Origin of the sequence: Pseudomonas sp. MN1F (assembly GCF_009391885.1) — a bacterium.
Taxonomy (GTDB): domain Bacteria; phylum Pseudomonadota; class Gammaproteobacteria; order Pseudomonadales; family Pseudomonadaceae; genus Aquipseudomonas.
This window is the reverse complement of the sequence record NZ_VZII01000001.1, coordinates 13,481-33,404: the sequence shown is the minus strand read 5'-3', so window position 1 is coordinate 33,404 and position 19,924 is coordinate 13,481. Positions and strand designations below refer to the sequence as shown.

General features: G+C 57.6%; 20 protein-coding genes, 1 tRNA gene and 1 pseudogene. 8 read left to right on the top strand and 14 right to left on the bottom strand.

Annotated features, from left to right (window positions below):
- From F6X59_RS00180 to F6X59_RS00170, 3 genes are all read left to right on the top strand, one after another.
- Positions 1 to 122: DUF3077 domain-containing protein (locus F6X59_RS00180; protein ID WP_152953869.1), on the top strand; the 122-nt coding region annotated here is incomplete at its 5' end.
- Between the two features lie 33 nt (positions 123 to 155).
- Positions 156 to 515, top strand: coding sequence for a DUF3077 domain-containing protein (locus F6X59_RS28850; protein WP_152953868.1), 360 nt, complete (start codon positions 156 to 158; stop codon positions 513 to 515).
- Positions 516 to 572: 57 nt separating this feature from the next.
- Positions 573 to 1,736, top strand: a complete 1,164-nt coding sequence (locus tag F6X59_RS00170) for an AAA family ATPase (protein WP_152953867.1) — start codon at positions 573 to 575, stop codon at positions 1,734 to 1,736.
- Positions 1,737 to 1,818: 82 nt separating this feature from the next.
- Here F6X59_RS00170 and F6X59_RS00165 read toward each other — a convergent pair whose 3' ends face one another.
- Positions 1,819 to 2,622, bottom strand: a complete 804-nt coding sequence (locus F6X59_RS00165) for an HNH endonuclease (RefSeq protein WP_152953866.1) — start codon at positions 2,620 to 2,622, stop codon at positions 1,819 to 1,821.
- 251 nt (positions 2,623 to 2,873) lie between these two features.
- Here F6X59_RS00165 and F6X59_RS00160 point away from each other — a divergent pair, with 251 nt between their 5' ends.
- Positions 2,874 to 3,209, top strand: a complete 336-nt coding sequence (locus F6X59_RS00160) for a hypothetical protein (protein ID WP_372240266.1) — start codon at positions 2,874 to 2,876, stop codon at positions 3,207 to 3,209.
- A 50-nt stretch (positions 3,210 to 3,259) separates the two neighbouring features.
- Here F6X59_RS00160 and F6X59_RS00155 read toward each other — a convergent pair whose 3' ends face one another.
- Entirely contained in the window at positions 3,260 to 3,841 is a 582-nt protein-coding gene (locus F6X59_RS00155; RefSeq protein ID WP_152953864.1) for a YniB family protein, read from the bottom strand.
- 382 nt (positions 3,842 to 4,223) lie between these two features.
- Here F6X59_RS00155 and F6X59_RS00150 point away from each other — a divergent pair.
- Positions 4,224 to 4,578 (top strand): annotated as a pseudogene (locus F6X59_RS00150) (transposase); the annotation flags it as partial.
- Positions 4,579 to 4,706: 128 nt separating this feature from the next.
- Positions 4,707 to 4,961 (top strand): transposase, encoded by a 255-nt coding sequence (locus F6X59_RS00145; RefSeq protein WP_152953863.1) that lies wholly within the window; start codon positions 4,707 to 4,709, stop codon positions 4,959 to 4,961.
- Positions 4,962 to 5,060: 99 nt separating this feature from the next.
- Here F6X59_RS00145 and F6X59_RS28845 read toward each other — a convergent pair whose 3' ends face one another.
- The 11 genes from F6X59_RS28845 to thrS all read right to left on the bottom strand — a co-directional run bounded on the left by F6X59_RS28845 (position 5,061) and on the right by thrS (position 18,429).
- Positions 5,061 to 6,308 carry a DNA cytosine methyltransferase gene (locus F6X59_RS28845; protein WP_372240265.1) on the bottom strand — a complete coding sequence of 416 codons (1,248 nt, stop codon included), beginning with the start codon at positions 6,306 to 6,308 and terminating at the stop codon, positions 5,061 to 5,063.
- Complete coding sequence (locus F6X59_RS00135; RefSeq protein ID WP_152953861.1) at positions 6,301 to 10,425, bottom strand: AAA domain-containing protein; 4,125 nt, start codon at positions 10,423 to 10,425, stop codon at positions 6,301 to 6,303. The genes F6X59_RS28845 and F6X59_RS00135 overlap by 8 nt, the downstream gene beginning before the upstream one ends.
- Before the next feature lie 513 nt (positions 10,426 to 10,938).
- Positions 10,939 to 11,015: transfer RNA gene (locus F6X59_RS00130), tRNA-Pro, on the bottom strand.
- Between the two features lie 116 nt (positions 11,016 to 11,131).
- Positions 11,132 to 11,488 carry a MerR family transcriptional regulator gene (locus F6X59_RS00125; RefSeq protein WP_008100384.1) on the bottom strand — a complete coding sequence of 119 codons (357 nt, stop codon included), beginning with the start codon at positions 11,486 to 11,488 and terminating at the stop codon, positions 11,132 to 11,134.
- Positions 11,469 to 11,771 carry an integration host factor subunit alpha gene (ihfA, locus tag F6X59_RS00120; RefSeq protein ID WP_003250679.1) on the bottom strand — a complete coding sequence of 101 codons (303 nt, stop codon included), beginning with the start codon at positions 11,769 to 11,771 and terminating at the stop codon, positions 11,469 to 11,471. Before ihfA ends, F6X59_RS00125 begins: the two co-directional genes overlap by 20 nt.
- Positions 11,772 to 11,775: 4 nt before the next feature.
- Positions 11,776 to 14,157 (bottom strand): phenylalanine--tRNA ligase subunit beta, encoded by a 2,382-nt coding sequence (gene pheT, locus F6X59_RS00115; RefSeq protein WP_152953860.1) that lies wholly within the window; start codon positions 14,155 to 14,157, stop codon positions 11,776 to 11,778.
- A gap of 32 nt (positions 14,158 to 14,189) precedes the next feature.
- Positions 14,190 to 15,206, bottom strand: coding sequence for a phenylalanine--tRNA ligase subunit alpha (gene pheS, locus F6X59_RS00110; RefSeq protein WP_054887103.1), 1,017 nt, complete (start codon positions 15,204 to 15,206; stop codon positions 14,190 to 14,192).
- Between the two features lie 109 nt (positions 15,207 to 15,315).
- Entirely contained in the window at positions 15,316 to 15,672 is a 357-nt protein-coding gene (gene rplT / locus F6X59_RS00105; RefSeq protein ID WP_003250671.1) for a 50S ribosomal protein L20, read from the bottom strand.
- 27 nt (positions 15,673 to 15,699) lie between these two features.
- Positions 15,700 to 15,894, bottom strand: a complete 195-nt coding sequence (gene rpmI / locus F6X59_RS00100) for a 50S ribosomal protein L35 (RefSeq protein ID WP_003250667.1) — start codon at positions 15,892 to 15,894, stop codon at positions 15,700 to 15,702.
- Between the two features lie 61 nt (positions 15,895 to 15,955).
- Complete coding sequence (infC, locus tag F6X59_RS00095; RefSeq protein ID WP_012052879.1) at positions 15,956 to 16,507, bottom strand: translation initiation factor IF-3; 552 nt, start codon at positions 16,505 to 16,507, stop codon at positions 15,956 to 15,958.
- Complete coding sequence (thrS, locus tag F6X59_RS00090) at positions 16,507 to 18,429, bottom strand: threonine--tRNA ligase (RefSeq protein ID WP_079228837.1); 1,923 nt, start codon at positions 18,427 to 18,429, stop codon at positions 16,507 to 16,509. Before thrS ends, infC begins: the two co-directional genes overlap by 1 nt.
- 331 nt (positions 18,430 to 18,760) lie before the next feature.
- Here thrS and F6X59_RS00085 point away from each other — a divergent pair, with 331 nt between their 5' ends.
- Complete coding sequence (locus F6X59_RS00085) at positions 18,761 to 19,066, top strand: hypothetical protein (protein WP_152953859.1); 306 nt, start codon at positions 18,761 to 18,763, stop codon at positions 19,064 to 19,066.
- Between the two features lie 161 nt (positions 19,067 to 19,227).
- The gene (locus F6X59_RS00080) at positions 19,228 to 19,440 is read left to right on the top strand and encodes a cold-shock protein (RefSeq protein ID WP_011533204.1); all 213 of its coding nucleotides are present in this window, start codon (positions 19,228 to 19,230) and stop codon (positions 19,438 to 19,440) included.
- Positions 19,441 to 19,532: 92 nt separating this feature from the next.
- Here F6X59_RS00080 and F6X59_RS00075 read toward each other — a convergent pair whose 3' ends face one another.
- Positions 19,533 to 19,853: an I78 family peptidase inhibitor gene (locus tag F6X59_RS00075; protein WP_152953858.1), complete on the bottom strand. Its 321-nt coding sequence runs from the start codon at positions 19,851 to 19,853 to the stop codon at positions 19,533 to 19,535.
- Between the last annotated feature and the right edge of the window lie 71 nt (positions 19,854 to 19,924).

Genomic DNA, 19,924 nt, shown 5'->3' with positions numbered 1-19,924 from the left:
GCGACCTGACCATCGACGGCCTGATGGAAGACAAACCCCAGCTGCTCTGGGCCTCGCACTACCTCAGCGCCCTGGCCAAGGCCCTGCTCGACGATGCCGAACTGGGCATGATGAAAGATTGAAACAGTTCACCACCGGCACCGCCGCTTTCATTCATGTGGAAGCCGCGCTTGCCGGCGATGGGCCGCAAAGCGGCCCCAACAATCCAAGCCCCTGCTCTAAATCTCCAGGAGAATTCACCAATGCTCCAAATCAACACCCCGAGCAGTTCAAGCGACAACAGCTCCAGACCATCCCAGCGATTGCTCACAGCCATCTCCGAGATACCCATCACCCAAGCCAAAGAAGAAGCCTCGAAACTGTTGGACTGCGCCCGCTACCTCAACCACACCGGCGTCATGCTAGGTGACCACCGCAGGGTCGCTGCCTCCCACTACCTAAACATGATGGTTCGCGCCCTGTTTGATGAACTCGAACACAGCCGCCCCCACTCCCGAAGCCAAGCTGACCGGTAGTAACGCCAACCCAGTTCGGCCACAATCGGTCACTCAGTTCAAGCTGGGATGCACCGGATGCTCACCACCCTCGCCATCGGCAATTACCGCTCGATCAATCACCTTGTGTTGCCACTAGGCCAACTCAACCTGGTGACGGGTGCCAACGGCAGCGGCAAATCCAATCTCTACAAGGCCCTGCGCCTGATCGCCGAAACCGCCCTGGGCGGCGTGATTGAAGCGCTTGCCCGTGAAGGGGGACTGGATTCGACCTGGTGGGCCGGGCCTGAGATGAGTGCGCGCATGAAGCGCGGTGAAGTGCCCATCCAAGGCCAGCATCCGAGCGACGTCAAACGCCTGCGCTTGGGTTTTGCCACCGAAGATTTCGGCTTTGCCATATCCCTCGGCCTGCCGATTCCCCTACCCTATCCCACTGCATTCATGCTCGATCCCGAGATCAAATCTGAAGCCATCTGGGGTGCTGGAGCCTACCGCCCCTCCTCCTTGTTGGTAGAGCGCAAGAACGCCATGGTCCGCGCCCGGGAGTGCAACAGCTGGACGGTGCTCGATCAGCATGCCGATAGTTGTGAGAGCTTCTTCAACATCGTCGGACGCCCCCGCCAAGCGCCAGAGATCGGCGAGCTGCGCGCGTTCATCAACAGCTGGCGGTTCTACGATCACTTCCGCATCGACCGCGATGCGCCCTGCCGTCAGCCCCAGCTAGGCACCCGCTCGCCAGTGCTGCACCACGATGGCCGCAACCTCGCTTCGGCGCTGCAGACCATCATCGAGATTGGAGAGGTGGAAGACCTCGTGGCAGCGCTGGAGGATGCATTTCCCGGTAGCCGCCTGGAAATCGACGCGCCACCGGGCGGCCTGTTCAGCGTGCGGTTGTACCAGCACGGGCTGCTGCGTCCGCTGGGCGGCGCCGAGTTGTCGGATGGCACACTGCGCTACCTGTTGCTAATGGCCGCGCTGCTGACGCCGCGGCCGCCATCGCTGATGGTGCTCAACGAACCGGAAACCAGCCTGCATGCCGAACTGCTCCCGGCCCTGGCGCGGCTGATTATTCGCGCTTCGCAGCGTAGCCAGGTGTGGGTGGTGTCGCACAGCAGGCCGTTGATTGAGGCGTTGACGGCGTGTGAGGGGTGCAATGTGCTGGAGCTGGAGAAGCAGCAAGGGCAGACGCAGTTGCGCGGGGTTGGGTTGCTGGATGAGCCGCTGTGGCGGTGGGTGGACTGATCAGCGAAACGGTGGCGGGTTGGGCTCGGTGTCCCAATCCTGCCCCAGCGCGACGGCTATTACCTGAAGCACGGAAATGCGCTCAAGGCTCGAAGACCCAACGCCCGCGCACCATTCCTTTTAATTCATCAATGCTGAGAGTCATATCCCGCTTGCGGTGAACGACTGCGTGACAGTTGGCGCACAACGTTACGAGATCCGTCTCAGGATCCACAGCTTTCTCGCCACCGAACTCCGAAATCGGTACGACATGATGAACGTGAATGAAGCCCTTCGCGTGTTCACCGTAAGCCTGTTCGAAATCAAATCCACATCCTTTGCAGTCAAGACCGTGGATAGCGATGGCCTTGATCCTTAGATCTTTTCGGCGCTCGTAGCGAGTTCCAAAGTAGCTAGATTTGCTACCTTCATTGGCCGATTCGAAGGTATACGGGTCGCCTTCCACATTCGGCACATCTGCTTCTGCTTGTGAAGGCTGGAGCTTCGCATGGCTTAAAATGGCATCGAAATCGGCTTGGGATATAGGCCGAACCCCGTCACGCCAATAGTTTTTTACTCGGTTGGCAGGGATGGTCTCTAGGTAAACACCATGAATTTTCGAAGGGACAGCACCTTCAAACTGCGCGAAGTTTTCGATCAGCGCGTAAAGGTCGCCCTTGTCACTACCGGTGTCTGCGTAGACCTTACCAATGCGCGCCCTACCAAAATAATGCGGACCAGGGCTTAGGCGGGCGGAGGCCAACGCTTTGTCCTTCATGCGCCCTTTGTAGTAGATCACTTCGGTACCCTGAGCAAGCCAGGCTCTATAGCGTTTGGGGAAGTGATATACGGAACCTGTTTCATCTTCCCACTGCGATGTGTCGTTTTCAACGATGACGACGGGCATTTGGCGCTCCTCTTGGCTGATGGCAAAAGCCTACCAAAAAAGAGGATTTTTCCTACACCCCATGTAAAAGGCGGATCACACGCTGTCGCTCATCGCCAGAACAAGGAAAAATGAATCTACCTTTCCCCATCAATGATGTTAAAAGGACACCTTTTGGGGAGAGGTGTCGAACGATGATAGGTGAAGTAGGGTTTTGTGACTGGCGCCCTTGGTCCGAACGGACACAGCTCGAAGGGAGGAATCTACCGGGCGTGTATTTCATCGCGCGCAGCAAAAAAAAGCCTGATAACTACCGGGTAAACAACGATTTCATCATCTACATTGGCGAAACGACAGGTCAGACCCTGGCCGACCGCTTGCGCCAATTCAACACGTCAGCTTTCAGTGAACGGCCTGGCCACTCCGGAGCAAATACTTTCAGGTTGACTCTTCTCGACACCACGCCGCTGGAGCATCTTTGGGTTTCGGCTTGCCCTGTCGACATGGGACAACCTTACACCACTGCCTACATAAAGCACTTAGAGCGAAAGCTGCTCTGGGAGTATGTGTGCACATGGGGCAAATATCCAGATTGCAATCGCGCCTGACTTAGGTTGCCCGGGAAGCGGAATGCTTCCCGGAGTGACTCATTCGTTAATCAGACCATACCCGTGAGTTTCGCCAGTACAGCCACCAAGTAGCCGCCAATAATTGACAGGCCCAGAATTCCCCACGGACGAGTCCACCACTCTCCCCCTGGGTTTGGCGGCATTGTTTGCTGGTAGATGTTCACTTGGGCGACCGAGTCGGCGTTGATTGACACGCCTCCTGACCCTCTCATCACCGACTGCTGCCACCGGAGGTCTTCGGTATGTTTGAGGATCTGCCTGATGCGCTCCCGAAGGCGCCGCCCGGCGAGCATCAGCTGCTTGCCCACGATGATTACGCCCAAAAATCCCAAGAACAGAAGATTGTCGTATGTAAGCAGGTCGGCTTGATTGAGAGTCGGCACGCTATGCCAAACGAAACCTAGATACGGAGCTGTCAACTGATAGAGTGCGGCCACGGCGCTCTGTATCATCGCCCCGAGTTGCACAAGAGGCGTATCGTTCATGGCTTGCGCTGAACGGTAAAGGGCCATGAGCAAACTGATGAAGTAGTACGTTCCCCCGCTGACAATCATCAACCCACCGCCCCCCGTCTGGAGTCGAGACCGTATCAATGCCTGATGTATGTTCATTCACGTTTCCTTGTGTGGTTCGCCTTCCAACGAGTGAGCGAACCGGTCTTAATGGCGTTTATTATTCACCGCCGTGGAGCAGTTGGCGGCCTGGTCTGCTACTGCGCAAGAGATAGATGGTACAACCTTTGTCAAACGGTCACGAGACTGAGTCAGCTTTCCAGACTCAGGAGTCAAATATTGTTACGTCGGAAGGAAAAGAGATCAGATTTAGCCCCTTCCTGTAGGACCTTCCCCAAAGATACTGTCGACGCATGTTTTCCATTGCGGTTGTTATTTCTGAGTCTTAGGCTCTGTACGAAATCCCGAGAAACCCAATCGCCGCCCCTTGAACGCCGAGATTTTGTAGAGTCCCCCGCCATCGACGGAAAGGAATTCTGTGATGGCAAAGCGTTACGAACTCTCGGACGAGGCCTGGGGTGTAGATCTCCGATCTCTTTATGGAAACCCATGGTCGAGGGCGGCCGCGCCTGGGTGATTGCCTGATGCTTGATGGCGTGCTCTGGGTGCTCTGCTCGGTTGCTGCGGGGCGAGATATGCCGGAGCGTTTTGGCTGGTGGTCAACGGTGTATCAACGGTTTCGGGGCTGGCGAAATCAGGGGGTGTTCGATCAGATGCTCAAACGCCTGCACCTGAGATTGAATGAGCAAGGCTTGATCGACCTGCAAACCGGGATGATCGACTCCACCGCAGTATGCGCAACCCGAGCCTCTTATGTCGCCGGAAAAAAAGGGGGCCTGATTAGCCTGCCCATCACGCTTTAGGCGTAAGCATCCGGCTAACTCACCTTCCGAACTCCAGCTTTAAGGGCGATGGTGTCCGCGTATTTTTAAGCGGACGCGATACCCTTATCGCCAGGATCTCCATGCGCCAACGAAGCTCTTATCCGAAGCCTTTCAAAGCCCAGGTTGTTCAGGAATGCCTGCAACCTGGCGCAACCGTGTCCAGTGTCGCAATCAGCCACGGCATCAACGCCAACGTCATCCGCAAATGGCTGCCGCTCTATCGAGACCACTCCGCGACAACTTCGCTACCGGCCTTTGTGCCACTGAAGGCTGCCCCTAAACGGCCAGCTGAAGCGTCAGTGATCATTGAGGTAGCCATGGCCGAGTGGGCGTGATCCCTGCCTAGCTGCAACTGGCCGATTTCTTCCAGTTACGACAGGTAGAAATCGGCTAAAAGCGGACATATGGAGAGTGCCACTCGGGCTTTTCCCCCATTAGCGCCTAATTCTAGCGCCTGGTCCTTTTCCCGCACCAGGATGAGGCGTGTTGTCCAATAGAAATCCTTTGAAAGCGCCCGGGACTTCCCGGACCGGCTCAGCCTCAGGGCAATTGAGACCCTCCTTCGGGACATATCTCGAAGCGTCTAGTAGCAGTCCATCGAAGCATTGCGCACGCAAAGCCACTGCGACAGATGCAGCGAGAGCCGGAGGTACAGCGTTTCCTATTTGCCCCTGAGCAAGCCTGTACGCAACGGGCCATTGATAATTAGCTGGAAAAGTCTGGAGTGCAGCCAGCTCCGCCACAGAAAGCCTCCGGCTATCCCAATGAAACGGCCCGGTTGCAGGGCCAGGGCTGGCAGCCACAGTCCAAGCAGGTTTGTTCTTTGCCAGCTTCAAGAGGAAAGACCAGTAACGACGGCGCCAACCGAAGATTGGGTGACCGCCTCCCCTGTCCGTGTGCCAAAGATAGTTATGGCCTTCGGGAATCGACGGCAAGAGGCCTGCCCACTTGCCACTTGGTTGCAAATACTCCAGCTCTTCCTGACCAACGCTCAGATGGCCAATAGCATCCCAGCTAGTCCGCCATCTTGGGCGCTCATCACCGGCCAACCCCACCTCGAAGTGAGATGCGCTCGGCGGTACGAATCGCTCCCCAGACCGGGCTGCCACGATAAAAAGTCTCTCGCGAGCTTGCGGCACACCAAAATCTAAAGCGTTAAGCACGCACATCACCGGGCGATACTTCGTCCCGTGAGCACGGTTTATCGCAGCAAATCTACGACTAACGTAAGATACCCCTGAACTCCTTCCTGCAGCCAACCCACTTACGTTCTCGATTAGCACCGCATCTGGCAAGAAGTGCGCTACAGCATCTAACATTGCCGTGAGCGTCTTTGCGCGAGGGTCCTTCAGCCGCGAAACCTTACCTGCGTGCCACAGAGCAGCCTTAGAAAATGGCTGGCACGGCGGCCCACCAAAAAGTAAGCCAACGTCACCTCTCTTCAAACCAGATTGTTCTTCAATCTGATCAACAGAGAGGTCATGAACATCACCCGGCTCAGCAAGCTTGTGATCAGGCCAATTCGCAGCAAGAGTCAGTCGCGCGGAAGGGTCCGCCTCAATACTCAGTGCTGGATCGAATCCAGCCTCTCGCACTCCGAGGTCAAGACCGCCCGCACCGGTGAAGAACGAGAGCGCTGGAATGGACGGCACTGTCAATTTTGCGGACACCCCGTTATACATTGATCTCATCTCGCGCCTCTGGGGAGTAAATGACTGCATGCGCGCCCCCTATCTCCACCTCTCCTACTACGCGTTTGCACAACTCTCTAATAGCTTTCCAAAGCATCGCTGACTCATAGTTTTCTAGATCTGCCGGCACGTTATCCAGAAGAGATTTCGCGCATACCACAATGAGTCGCTCCTGCGTTCGAGAGAACGCAACGTTGGCGCGATTCAAATCCAAAATGAAAGCAGCATTCTTCGTGATGGCAGCCGTATCACTTGCGGTGGCCGACACGATTACGACCGGACATTCACCACCTTGCATCTTCTCTACGGTATCAATGCGAAGAATTTCATCGCGCATACCGAGTTGCTGTGTCAGAAGGCTGCGCTGGGCGCGGTGCGGCGTCATCACCACCACGCTACGTGGAGGATGTTCATTCTTGCTCTGAAGAATACCTTCGATTATCTCAACTTCAAGCGGGTTTGCCTTTACCGAGCTTTGATCGTCATGCACGACAAGATGCAGACGCTCAGAGTCTGTCCAGATTGCGCTCCATGGAGACCCAGTAACGACTTCGTGCGCGAGTTCTGCCTCTCGCCCCCTACCTTCCAATCGAATGTCGTCACGCTGGTAGACAGGATTGATGAGATGGCGGACAACCTCTGGAAGTCGGAAAGTGAACGTAAGTGAAGATAATACAACCTGATCGTCTGCAACTCGGCGGCGGACCTTGATACCGCGTACGGCCTCATAAGCACTGACATACGGCTGATACACAGTAACTGGATATCTGTCCTCTTCCTCCCAATTGTGCGCAACGATGGGTGCAAGCTGCCTATGATCTCCCGCGAGCATTATTTGGCCATCTTCAGCGAGAAGGGTCGTCAGCGCGAGGAAGTGAGCGAGCACCATCATGCTGGCCTCGTCGACGATAAGCAGATTGCTCTGGAATCCTGCGGCTCGTCGTCCGAACGCAGCCGAGGCGTCCAGACTTGTCGCCAACTTCAATAGTGCAGTGGTCGTTCCACCGATGATGGCAATGCCATTCGCCAGAGCATCTCTCAGTGTTCGCACTGCTGCATTGCTGCGGAGTTCAGTGATGCCTACCAAGTCTGCTCTTGGGTCAACCCGGAATAGGTGAACCGGCAATGTCGCCAGACCTGCTGCCTCAAATGCGCGTTGCAAAGGATCGATGGTTGCCGAAATGCGGAGCATAAGTTCGTCAACGGCTGTATGCGTCTGCGCACCAATCATGACGATGCCGCCAGCGCCAAGGCTGGTCCAGCAGCGCGATAAAACGCTAGCAGCAGTCGTTTGAGTTTTGCCAGTACCTGGAGGACCCTGCAAGAGTTGAATTCGTGCAGATATCCCCTCAACAATTGCCCGCTGCTGGTCACGCATCAATTGGTGGCCTTGCAAAGTGCGGAAGGTGTCCAGCGCAGCAAGTAGGCGTTGAGTTGATAACTCTGCTAAAGATTCCTGTGCCGGTACGCGGGGATTTGCGGTATCCAGCCACTGGTACGTGTGATGAACAGGAATCGTTGCAAGTCTGGCATCGGCCTTTGGCGCCACGAAATCACTAATGCTCTCGTCCAGCGTAGCGAACGCAAAATCAACCCTATTGGCCGATTGGCTAGCAGCGATGTACCGGCCAGCTTGCGAATATAGTGGGGAAAGTCGAACAATGCCGTTCACCCAATCAATATCTTCGACTACGCAGGTCGAACCACCAAAAAGCAACTGCCTCATTGTCTGGCCGACTTCCGGGGCTCCAGAATGAGGGCTCAGTCGCGCGAACTCTGACCCGCTATAAATGTTCCGCAGCGTGGCCAGATCAGTTCCATAAGTTGCAATGTCAATCTCGGCTGTTAACTCTCTTCCTCCAGCAGCCTCCTGCAAGTTTCGCAGGGGGAGAGTGATTCCTTTAGCCACTCGATTTGAGGCAGGAACCATGTGCGTTGACAACCATTCGGCAACCTTCACATGGTGATCCAACCGCAAGAAGTCCAACGCAGCTTCTGCCGGCGTTGCGATACCTAGGTTGAATTGCCTCAGTGCAACGACATCGAGCCGAGGCTTAGAAATTTCGTCATTGCGAGGAAGGAACCATTCCACCCACCGCATGGCATGCAGGCGTGCTTGCAGAAGCCCCTGTAGATAATTGGGTTGAGCGGCTTCATAGTAGCGCTCAAGCTGGCCGCGTTGCTGAGCATCTTCTGCAGTTTCCGGCCGGGGAAGGGTGCGCCAGTATGCCCTCCAGTATGGAGCGCTGAGAGAATCAAAGAAGCGGCTCCTGATTTCGAAATGATACGCAACCTTCTCCCGATCGCGATCACGCGCCCACTCATTGTCGGGTCGAAGCTCAAGCTGAGTTTTGAAGTCAAAGAGGTCTTGGCGGAAGACCCAGTCCAGCTTCACAGGGGCACGATTGATTGTCCGAGTCCAATGAAACCTCTCGCCGTACCATCTCAATGAAGTCAGGACCGACAGGCCACGACCGGTCCAACCCAATGCGAGCTGTTTGTCTGCCTCTTCGCCAACACAAGAGAAGATCAACTGATCAAGAGGTTCTCTGCACCCCATCAGCTCCTGAAGACTCCGCAGGAGTCGCGTGTCTGACCGGAGGCACGCCTCAATCAGCTGCGACATCTCGGCCCGAGACCACACGTAGAAATGGATGGACGCTTGCCTTTCCGGCGCAATGTCCGTTATCGCGTTGATCATTTCATCAAAGAAGCCTTGTAGTAGCTCTGCTTCTTGTCCTGTAGCTACGTCATGGTTGCTAGACCAAGGGGCAGCGCGTGTCCGAATGACATCTCGGAACTCAGCAAGGTCTCTTTGCTGGTAGATGGGCCTTCCATCTTCTCCAACAGCATCCGTCTTGAGCCGTTCGACTATCGTTGCTTCAGGAGCCCATCGCCCATTCTCGTTGCGGAACGGTGTATGAAGCTGCCACCGGCTGGTTGTGATGTGAGCAGCTAAAGAACCAATCCGGTTCTCAACGTAGTCATAGTGAACGCCAAGATAGATACGAACTACCGGACGTCCTTGCGCCTCGAATGGCGGCAGCTGGCTTTGAACACGCCACGGAAGTCGGGCAACAGGGTAGTCTTCTGGATCATGCTCTCCATTCGGCAGAGTTGTCCTGCGAGTTCGCGCGAGTGCCTTGAGCATGGACAGATTGCCTGAGAACCCTGGGGCAGTTCGACATCCACGCGCTGCTGGCGAGTCAAGATCCAGCTCCGCTAGCTGGTCGATATTCTGGATACCATTGTTCTGGAGGACCCGAGCTGCAGATGAGTCGATTGCGACCAGCTGCATAGCGCGCGAACGGCCAGCTTCGGGTAGGCAGACTACGTTGAACTTGCAGTGATCGCACTTGGACTCAATCGAATATGGCAGATCCTGTAAATCTTTAGAAAGAACGGCATCCATCTGTCCTCCTTCTTCGAGGAGACGGATGACATCGGAGGTTTCGACCTCCAAATCAAGCGCGGGCAACCCGCGGACTGGCTGAACCTCTTCAGTGCCTTCGTCAATTCTTGCGACAACGGCTTCGATCGAGTTTGCGCCGACATCAGCCCCGGCGATCTCAAGCCCATGTTCCTCTACAAGCTTTCGGACCAGCAATCTATAGACGGCCGCCTGAATTCGCTGGTACGTTCTGTCTTTTCGCGACGCCTTACATTCAACCAGGCGAATCCGCGGTGCCAGATTATCCCATTCAACGACCACGAAATCGATCCGACCGAGTACCGCGAAGGTGCCCACGAGCCCTTGTACATCTAGCTCGCGCCCAAACACCAGCGCCCCCGGCTCCAGCGCTCGTAGCATCTCTGTAAACGCCACCCAAGTCGTTTTGGTGTCTTCTCCAGCGTCTCGCCGGGCGCGAAACCGAGTCAGGTCAACAAAACCCTCACCGACCAGGCCATCATCAACTTCGTCCTCACGATCGGCGCCCGCAGTACGCAAGACCGGATCGAGTGGGTTAAATAGACGGTTATAGAAGGGCAGATCGCGCCGCAACTGCTGCTCATCCTTTCCGAGTTTCAGGCGACGAGCACAGGAATGGTGTCGAATATACTCCCCGATATCCGTGACCTTTAGGGATAAGTGGTCGGCATCTGGCATGTTGTTATCCTTATAAAAATTTCCTTGGGCAGATTTGGGTAATGCCCCTTCTGGACACAAGCTTTCTGGAGCGGCTCGATAGCTAACGTAGGCATTTTAAGCTGCTGTTGGCCTGCCTAGAAATGATGAACAGGTGGTTTAGAAATATTGCGTGAAGAGCACCGTCAAACTTCAGCGGACCCAGCATCGAGCAGCGACGGTGGTGATTGTAAAACGGATGTAGTCGATCAGGTCGGCTTCACCTCTTAGTGGTTAGCATAGCGCGTCAGGCACACCCGTTCGGTCGTCAATCACCGTGAATCGCCCCAGCTTTCCTAGGCACTAATCCCCCGACTCACGAGAGTGTCCTACAGAGTTAAAAACCTGGTCGGCCACAGACTGCATGCCGGGGATAAACACTGAGTAAACCGATGATGAGCGAAAACGTATTAAGCTCGCTCACCAAGCTACAAGCCTCAGTTTCTACTGCACAAACAAAAAAGCCACCCGAAGGTGGCTCATTTGTTTAAATAATGGTCGGGACGGAGTGATTCGAACACTCGACCCCTTGCACCCCATGCAAGTGCGCTACCGGGCTGCGCTACGCCCCGACTGGGCTTGAAGCATGTTCTCAATCTTGCCGAGAACGTTGAAGAATGTACCCTAACCTCCTGATAAATGAAACCTTTTTCTCAAAAAAATTTCCACTCATCAGAAAAATCCCAGGTCACTTCTTCAACACCACCAACACATCCTCCAACTCGACAATCATCTGCCGAATCAGCTGCTTGTACTGGCTCGATTCATCCTTCACCTCATCACTGGAGAGCCGCAACCGCGCCCCGCCAATGGTAAACCCTTGGTCATACAGCAGCGCGCGGATCTGGCGAATCATCAGCACATCCTGCCGCTGATAATACCGCCGGTTCCCCCGCCGCTTCACAGGGTTGAGCTGAGGAAACTCCTGCTCCCAATACCGCAGCACGTGTGGCTTTACGGCACACAACTCGCTCACCTCACCGATGGTGAAGTAGCGTTTGCCCGGTATGGGGGGCAGTTCGTCGTTATGGCTTGGTTCCAGCATAGGCCTCAACCCGGGCCTTCAACTTCTGCCCTGGACGAAAGGTGACGACGCGCCGTGCAGTGATCGGGATCTCTTCCCCAGTCTTGGGGTTGCGGCCCGGCCGCTGGCGTTTGTCGCGAAGGTCGAAGTTGCCGAAACCGGACAACTTGACCTGCTCGTTCTCTTCAAGTGCGTGCCGAATTTCTTCAAAAAACAGCTCGACCAGCTCCTTGGCCTCACGCTTGTTAAGCCCCAGCTCCTCGTACAGCCTTTCGGCCATCTCAGCTTTCGTCAGAGCACCCATGCCGTTATTTCCTTAACGTGGTGTTCAACCTTTGTTCGAGCGAGGTGAGGATGTTTTGCAGGGTAGTGTTCACCTCATCGTCGTTAAGAGTGCGCGATGGATGCTGCCAGGTCAAGCCGACGGCAAGGCTTTTTCTATCTGGATCAATGCCTTTACCTTGGTAGACATCAAACAGCCTGAGGTCTGTGAGCCATTCGCCTGCATTGTCACGAATTACTTCAAGCACGTCTTGAGAAGCGACATCACGTCCTGCGATCAAGGCCAGGTCACGACGGGTTTCCGGGAACTTGGAGAGTTCGCTGAATTTCGGCAGGCGGCCTTCGACCACATCACCCAACACCAGCTCGAAGACGAACACCGGGCGGTCCAGGTCCAGGGCTTTGGCAAGCTCTGGGTGGATGGCGCCGAGGTAGCCGACGTCCTTGCCGTCGCGCTGGATCAAAGCGGTCTGGCCAGGGTGCAGGGCTGGGTGCTTGCCGGCGGCGAAGGTGAAGTCGCTCAGGGCGCCGCTGTAGCCCAGCAGAGCCTCCACGTCGGCCTTGACGTCGAAGAAGTCGATGGTATCGCGGCCGTTCGCCCAGCCTTCTGGCAGGCGGCTGCCGGTGACGACGCCGGCGATCATTGGCTGCTGCTGGAGGTTACCGAGCTGGCCGACGAAGCGCAGGCCGCTTTCGAACAGGCGCACGCGGTCTTGCTGACGGTTGAGGTTGTGCTGCAGGGCCTTGACCAGGCCCGGCCACAACGAGGCGCGCATGGCGGCCATGTCGTTGGAGATCGGGTTGGCCAGCAGCAGCGGCTCGACGCCTGGGCTGAACAGCTCGAACAGCTTCGGGTCGATGAAGCTGTAGGTGATGGCTTCCTGGTAGCCGCGGGCGACCAGCAGGCGGCGCAGGTTTGGCAGCTCGCCGCGGGTTTCCGGGCGGGCTTGCGGCGCGAGGCGGGCTTGCGGGTAGCGCACTGGCAGGTTGTTGTAACCGTACAGGCGGGCCAGCTCTTCGATCAGGTCGACTTCCAGGCTGATGTCGAAGCGGTGGCTTGGGACGTTTACCGTCCACTGCCCTGCCCCGTTTGCCGTGGTAGCCAGGCCGAGGTTGTTGAGCAGCTGCTCGACCTGGGCCGGGTCCATCTCCATGCCGAGCATCTGGGTGATGCGCTCGGCGCGCAGGGTGACCGGGGCGACGTTGGGCAGGTGCTGCTCGCTGACGGCTTCGACGATCGGGCCGGCTTCGCCGCCGACGATGTCGAGGATCAGCTGGGTGGCGCGCTCCATGGCTTCGCGGGCCAGCTGCGAGTCGACGCCGCGCTCGTAGCGGTGCGAGGCATCGGTGTGCAGGCCGTAGGAACGGGCTTTACCGGCCACGGAGATCGGCTCGAAGAAGGCGCTTTCGAGGAACAGGTCGCGGGTTTTTTCGGTGTTCACACCGCTGTGCTCGCCACCCATGACGCCGGCGATGGCCAGGGCGCGGGTGTGGTCGGCGATCACCAGGGTGTCGGCACGCAGGGCCACTTCCTGGCCGTCGAGCAGGACCAGCTTCTCGCCCTCTTCAGCCATGCGCACGCGGATGCCGCCGTTGATTTCGGCGAGGTCGAAGGCGTGCATCGGCTGGCCGAGTTCGAGCATCACGTAGTTGGTGATGTCGACGGCGGCGTCGATGCTGCGCACGTCGCTGCGGCGCAGGCGCTCGACCATCCACAGTGGGGTCGGCTTGCTCAGGTCGACATTGCGGATGACGCGGCCCAGGTAACGTGGGCAGGCCGCCGGGGCGCTGACTTCGACCGGGCGCACTTCGTCGTGGGCCGGGGCAACGGCGGGTACGACTGGGCGGGTGACCGGGGTGTCGTACAGGGCGCTGACGTCGCGGGCCAGGCCTGCGATGGACAGGCAGTCACCGCGGTTCGGGGTCAGGCCGATCTCGATGCTGGCGTCGTCCAGGCTCAGGTACTGGCGGATGTCGTCGCCCACCGGGGCGTCGGCAGCCAGTTCCAGCAGGCCGTCGTTTTCTTCGCTGATCTGCAGCTCGGCGGCCGAGCAGAGCATGCCGAACGACTCGACGCCGCGCAGCTTGGCCTTCTTGATCTTGAAGTCGCCTGGCAGCTCGGCGCCGATCATGGCGAACGGGATCTTGATGCCTGGGCGGGCGTTAGGCGCGCCACACACGACCTGGAAGGTTTCCTGGCCGTTGCTCACCTGGCACACGCGCAGCTTGTCGGCGTCCGGGTGTTGTTCGGTGGCGAGGATCTCGCCCACGACGATGCCGCTGAACTGGCCGGCAGCGGGGGTGACGCTGTCGACTTCAAGGCCGGCCATGGACAGGCGGGCGACCAGTTCGTCACGGGAGACTTGCGGGTTTACCCAACCGCGCAGCCACTGTTCACTGAATTTCATGCTGTTCTCCTGGAAAAGTGCGTCGATTGGGCCTAGCGGAATTGCGCCAGGAACCGCAGGTCGTTATCGAAGAACAGACGCAAATCGTTGACGCCATAGCGCAGCATGGCCAGGCGCTCGGCGCCCATGCCGAAGGCAAAGCCCTGGAATTCTTCAGGGTCGATGCCAGACATGCGCAGCACGTTCGGGTGCACCATGCCGCAGCCCATGACTTCCAGCCAGCCGGTCTGCTTGCACACGCGGCAGCCCTTGCCGGAACACATCACGCACTGGATGTCGACTTCGGCGGACGGCTCGGTGAAGGGGAAGAACGACGGGCGGAAGCGCACGGCCAGTTCTTTTTCGAAGAACACGCGCAGGAATTCTTCGATGGTGCCCTTGAGGTCGGCGAAGTTGATGCCGCGGTCGATCAGCAGGCCTTCGACCTGGTGGAACATCGGCGAGTGGGTGATATCCGAGTCGCAGCGGTATACGCGGCCCGGGCAGACAATGCGGATTGGCGGCTGGGTGGACTCCATGGTCCGCACCTGCACCGGCGAGGTGTGGGTGCGCAGCAGCATGTTGGCATTAAAGTAGAAGGTATCGTGCATCGCCCGGGCCGGGTGGTGGCCGGGGATGTTGAGCGCTTCGAAGTTATGGTAGTCGTCTTCGACCTCCGGGCCTTCGGCAATGCCGTAGCCGATGTGGGTGAAGAACTGCTCGATGCGCTCGAGGGTACGGGTGATCGGGTGCAGCCCGCCGGTGGTCTGGCCACGGCCTGGCAGGGTCACGTCGATGCATTCGGCGGCCAGGCGAGCACTGAGCTCGGCCTCTTCAAAGGCTGCCTTGCGTGCGTTGAGCACGACGGTGACGCGCTCTTTGGCGTCGTTGATCAGCGCGCCGACTTTCGGGCGCTCATCGGCTGGCAGGTTGCCCAGGGTCTTCATCACCTGGGTCAGTTCGCCCTTCTTGCCGAGGTACTGAACCCGGATCTGTTCCAGGGTATTGATGTCTTCAGCGCGCTCGACGGCCTCTAGGGCTTGGGAGACCAGCGCATCCAGGTTTTCCATGTACAGACTCCAGATACGAAAATAGGGGAAGAGCTTTGAAGGCTCTTCCCCTATCGATGACGTTCAATGCCCGGCGCCGCAAGCGCCGCCGGGTGATTGTCGCGGGTACTTAAGCCAGAACGGCTTTAGCTTTCTCGACAATCGCAGCAAACGCCGCTTTTTCGTTCACTGCCAGATCGGCCAGAACCTTACGGTCGATTTCGATCGAAGCCTTTTTCAGGCCAGCAATCAGACGGCTGTAGGACAGACCGTTGGTGCGGGCACCGGCGTTGATACGAGCGATCCACAGTGCGCGGAACTGACGCTTCTTCTGGCGACGGTCGCGGTAGGCGTATTGGCCTGCCTTGATGACCGCTTGCTTGGCTACGCGGAATACGCGCGAGCGTGCACCGTAGTAACCTTTAGCCAGTTTCAGAATTTTCTTGTGACGCTTACGAGCGATGACGCCACGCTTAACACGAGCCATGAGTAACTTCCTCTATCTAAACCAGAATTAACGTACGCGCAGCATGCGCTCGACTTTTGCCACGTCAGACGGGTGCAGCAAGCTGGCACCGCGCAGTTGACGCTTACGCTTGGTCGACATTTTGGTCAGGATGTGGCTCTTGAAAGCGTGCTTGTGCTTGAAGCCCGAAGCTGTCTTCAGGAAGCGCTTCGCAGCACCGCTCTTGGTTTTCATTTTTGGCATGTTGAACTCCGCATTCGATAAAAATTACACAATAATCATCAGGCCTGCCGTGCCCGGGAGATTACTTCTTCTTTTTGGGGGCGATGACCATCATAAGCTGGCGTCCTTCCATCTTCGGATGCTGCTCAACGGTGCCGTATTCGGCGAGGTCAGCTTCGACCCGCTTCAACAGCTCCATGCCCAGCTCCTGGTGGGCCATCTCACGGCCACGGAATCTCAGAGAGATCTTGGCCTTGTCCCCATCGGTAAGGAAACGTACCAGGTTGCGTAGTTTTACCTGGTAATCCCCATCCTCCGTCCCTGGACGAAACTTGATTTCTTTAATCTGAATCTGCTTCTGGTTTTTCTTGGCTTCGTTAGCCTGCTTCTTCTTCTCGAAGAGGTGCTTGCCGTAGTCCATGACCTTGCAGACAGGCGGTACCGCGTCTGCAGAAATTTCTACCAGATCCAGCTTCGCTTCATCAGCGATACGAAGCGCTTCATCAATCGAGACGATGCCAACCTGCTCGCCATCAGCGCCAATTAACCGAACCTCGCGGGCCGAGATATTCTCGTTGATCGGGGCCTTCGGTACAGCACGCTTATCGTTTCTCATTTCACGCTTAATAGTCATTACTCCGATTCTTGGCGACCACGCCGGGAAACCGCTTGTGTCAGGAGCTCAGCGAACTGGGCGACGGGCATGGAGCCCAGGTCTGCGCCTTCGCGAGTACGCACTGCAACGGTTCGTGTTTCGACTTCGCGATCCCCTATAACCAAAAGGTACGGGACCTTGAGCAAAGTATGCTCGCGGATTTTAAAGCCGATCTTCTCATTTCTCAAGTCCGACTTGGCACGGAAACCGCTACCGTTCAGAGCATTTTCCACCTCGAGGGCGAAATCGGCCTGTTTGTCGGTGATGTTCATGATCACCGCCTGGGTCGGGGCCAGCCACGCCGGGAACACGCCAGCGTAGTGTTCGATCAGCATGCCGATGAAGCGTTCGAACGAACCGAGGATCGCACGGTGCAGCATGACGGGGCGAACCCGGCTGTTATCTTCGGCGATATAGCTGGCATCCAGACGCTCTGGCAGGTTCGGGTCGTACTGCAGGGTACCACACTGCCAGTTACGGCCGAGGCAGTCGCGCAGGGTGAACTCGATCTTCGGGCCGTAGAACGCGCCCTCGCCCGGCTGGTATTCCCACTCCAGGCCCGACTCGTTCAGGGCGTCGGCCAGTGCGCCTTCGGCACGGTCCCACAGCTCTTCAGAGCCAACACGCTTGGCCGGACGGGTGGACAGCTTCATGGCGATGTCGGTGAAGCCGAAGTCCTTGTACACGTCCAGGGTCAGCTTGATGAAGTCGGCGGCTTCTTTCTTCACCTGTTCTTCGGTGCAGAAGATGTGCGCGTCGTCCTGCACGAAGCCACGCACGCGCATGATGCCGTGCAGGGCGCCGGATGGCTCGTTACGGTGGCAGGCACCGAACTCGGCCAGGCGCAGCGGCAGGTCGCGGTAGCTCTTCAGGCCTTGGTTGAACACCTGCACGTGGCACGGGCAGTTCATCGGCTTGACCGCGTAGTCACGGCTTTCCGACGAGGTGGTGAACATGTTTTCGGCGTAGTTCGACCAGTGGCCGGAACGCTCCCAGAGGATGCGGTCGACAACCTGCGGGGTCTTGATTTCCAGGTAGCCGTTGACGCGCTGAACCTGGCGCATGTACTGCTCGAGCACCTGGTACACGGTCCAGCCGTTGGCGTGCCAGAACACCATGCCCGGGGCTTCTTCCTGCAGGTGGAAGAGGTCGAGCTGCTTGCCGATCTTGCGGTGGTCGCGTTTTTCGGCTTCTTCGATGCGCTGGATGTAGGCGGCCAGCTGCTTCTTGTCAGCCCAGGCGGTACCGTACACGCGTTGCAGCTGCTCGTTCTTGGCATCGCCGCGCCAGTAGGCGCCGGACAGCTTGGTCAGCTTGAATGCCTTGAGGAAGCGAGTGTTCGGCACGTGCGGGCCACGGCACATGTCGACGTATTCTTCGTGGTAGTACAGGCCCATGGCCTGCTCGTCCGGCATGTCTTCGACCAGGCGCAGCTTGTAGTCTTCGCCACGGGCCTTGAACACGTCGATGACTTCGGCGCGCGGGGTGACCTTCTTGACCACGTCGTAGTCTTTTTCGATCAGCTCCATCATGCGCTTTTCGATGGCGGCCATGTCTTCAGGGGTGAAGGGGCGCTCGTAGGCGATGTCGTAATAGAAGCCTTCGTCGATCACCGGGCCGATCACCATCTTGGCGGTCGGGTACAGCTGCTTCACTGCGTGGCCGACCAGGTGGGCACACGAGTGGCGGATGATCTCCAGTCCCTCTGCATCTTTAGGGGTGATGATCTGCAGGGTGGCGTCGTTGTGGATCAGGTCGCAGGCATCGACCAGCTTGCCGTCGACCTTGCCGGCCACGGTGGCCTTGGCCAGGCCTGCACCGATGGAAGCGGCGACGTCGGCGACGGATACGGCGTGATCAAACGAACGTTGACTGCCATCGGGAAGAGTAATAACGGGCATGGCGCCTCCTCTCCTAGTGGTGACCCCTACCAAAGGTCACGTGGGTTGGGATGAGCCAGTACAAGATCCGACCTGCCTTCCCATTAGGGAAGCCTGCCTCACAGTGGCAGAAGCCTTTCGGCTTGCCAGGGACGAACCAGAGTGACTGGAAAGAAAAAACATCGCGGCAAGGGCCTTGCTGCGAGCCAGGCATGCTAGCACGCGGGTTGCGTGGCCCGTAGAAATATTTGGAAATTACGCCGCTTCGGTGAACTATCGCGGAAAAATCCCTATCAGACCTTGGGAAGCAACCTACTCTTTATTGAGACCTTAACCCAAGGAGTAACTGGTTATGCGAGTACCGTCTCTTCTGGCCCTGGCGGCCGCTGGCGCCCTGCTGCTGCCGATGGCTGCCAACGCTGGCAACTTCCCTGCCGGGAAGGAGGCCCACTACATGACCCAGTGCCAACAGGTGGCCAGCGGCCAGGGCGTTGACGCTGCGACCGCGAAAAAGCACTGCGACTGTGGTGCCCAGGCCATCAAAAAGAATTTCACCGACGCGGAAATTGCCGACCTGGACAGCACTGACGGCGTAGACGCCAAGCTGATGCAGAAGGCGCAAACCGTGGTGAAACAGACCTGCGCGCCGAAGAGCTGAAACCTTAAAGCCTGAGCAGGCCAGCCATTATTTGCCCTGGATCAATATCCTGCGAAGGTAAAAGGCGCTAGATGCGCAGAATTAGACTATGATGTCCCCCGTGCTCGTAGCCTCGGCCACATTGCACTACTGAAAAATTAAAATGTCTGGAGATTCACCCCATGTCCAATCGCCAAAACGGCACCGTCAAATGGTTCAATGATGAGAAAGGCTACGGCTTCATCACCCCAGCAGGCGGCGGCGACGACCTGTTCGTACACTTCAAAGCCATCGAATCCGACGGCTTCAAGAGCCTGAAAGAAGGCCAGGCTGTTACCTTCGTTGCCGAAAAAGGCCAGAAGGGTATGCAGGCTGCGCAGGTTCGTCCGGAGTAATTCGGGCAGCTGTAAAAAAACCCGCCACTTGTGGCGGGTTTTTTTATGGGCCTTTGCCGCGCCCCCGTGGGAGCGCAGGCTTCACGCGCTGGTCAACCGCAGTTGACGCGGGTCACCACACCCTGCTCGTCCACATTCAGGTTGAGGCGCTCGGAGCGGTATTCCAGGGTCACCACGTCGTGCGGCTTGAGAATGCGCGCCATCTGTGAACCACTGGCCTTGCGCGCCTGCTCTAGCAGGTCGGCATTGCCCGGCTTGCCGATGGCGAAGTCGGCACCGCTGGCTTCGCAGCGGCCGTCGTTGCCGGCCGACGCCTCAGGCGCCTTGCTACCCCCTGAGTTACCGCCAGTGCTGCAACCAGCCAGGACAGCAGCCACCGCCAGGGTCGCCAGGAAAGCAAGGGTACGGAACATGAATCCTCCTAAATAGATCTGGGAACTGCCTGATCCGACAGCTCCGCCAAGAGTTTGTTGCAAAACCGGGA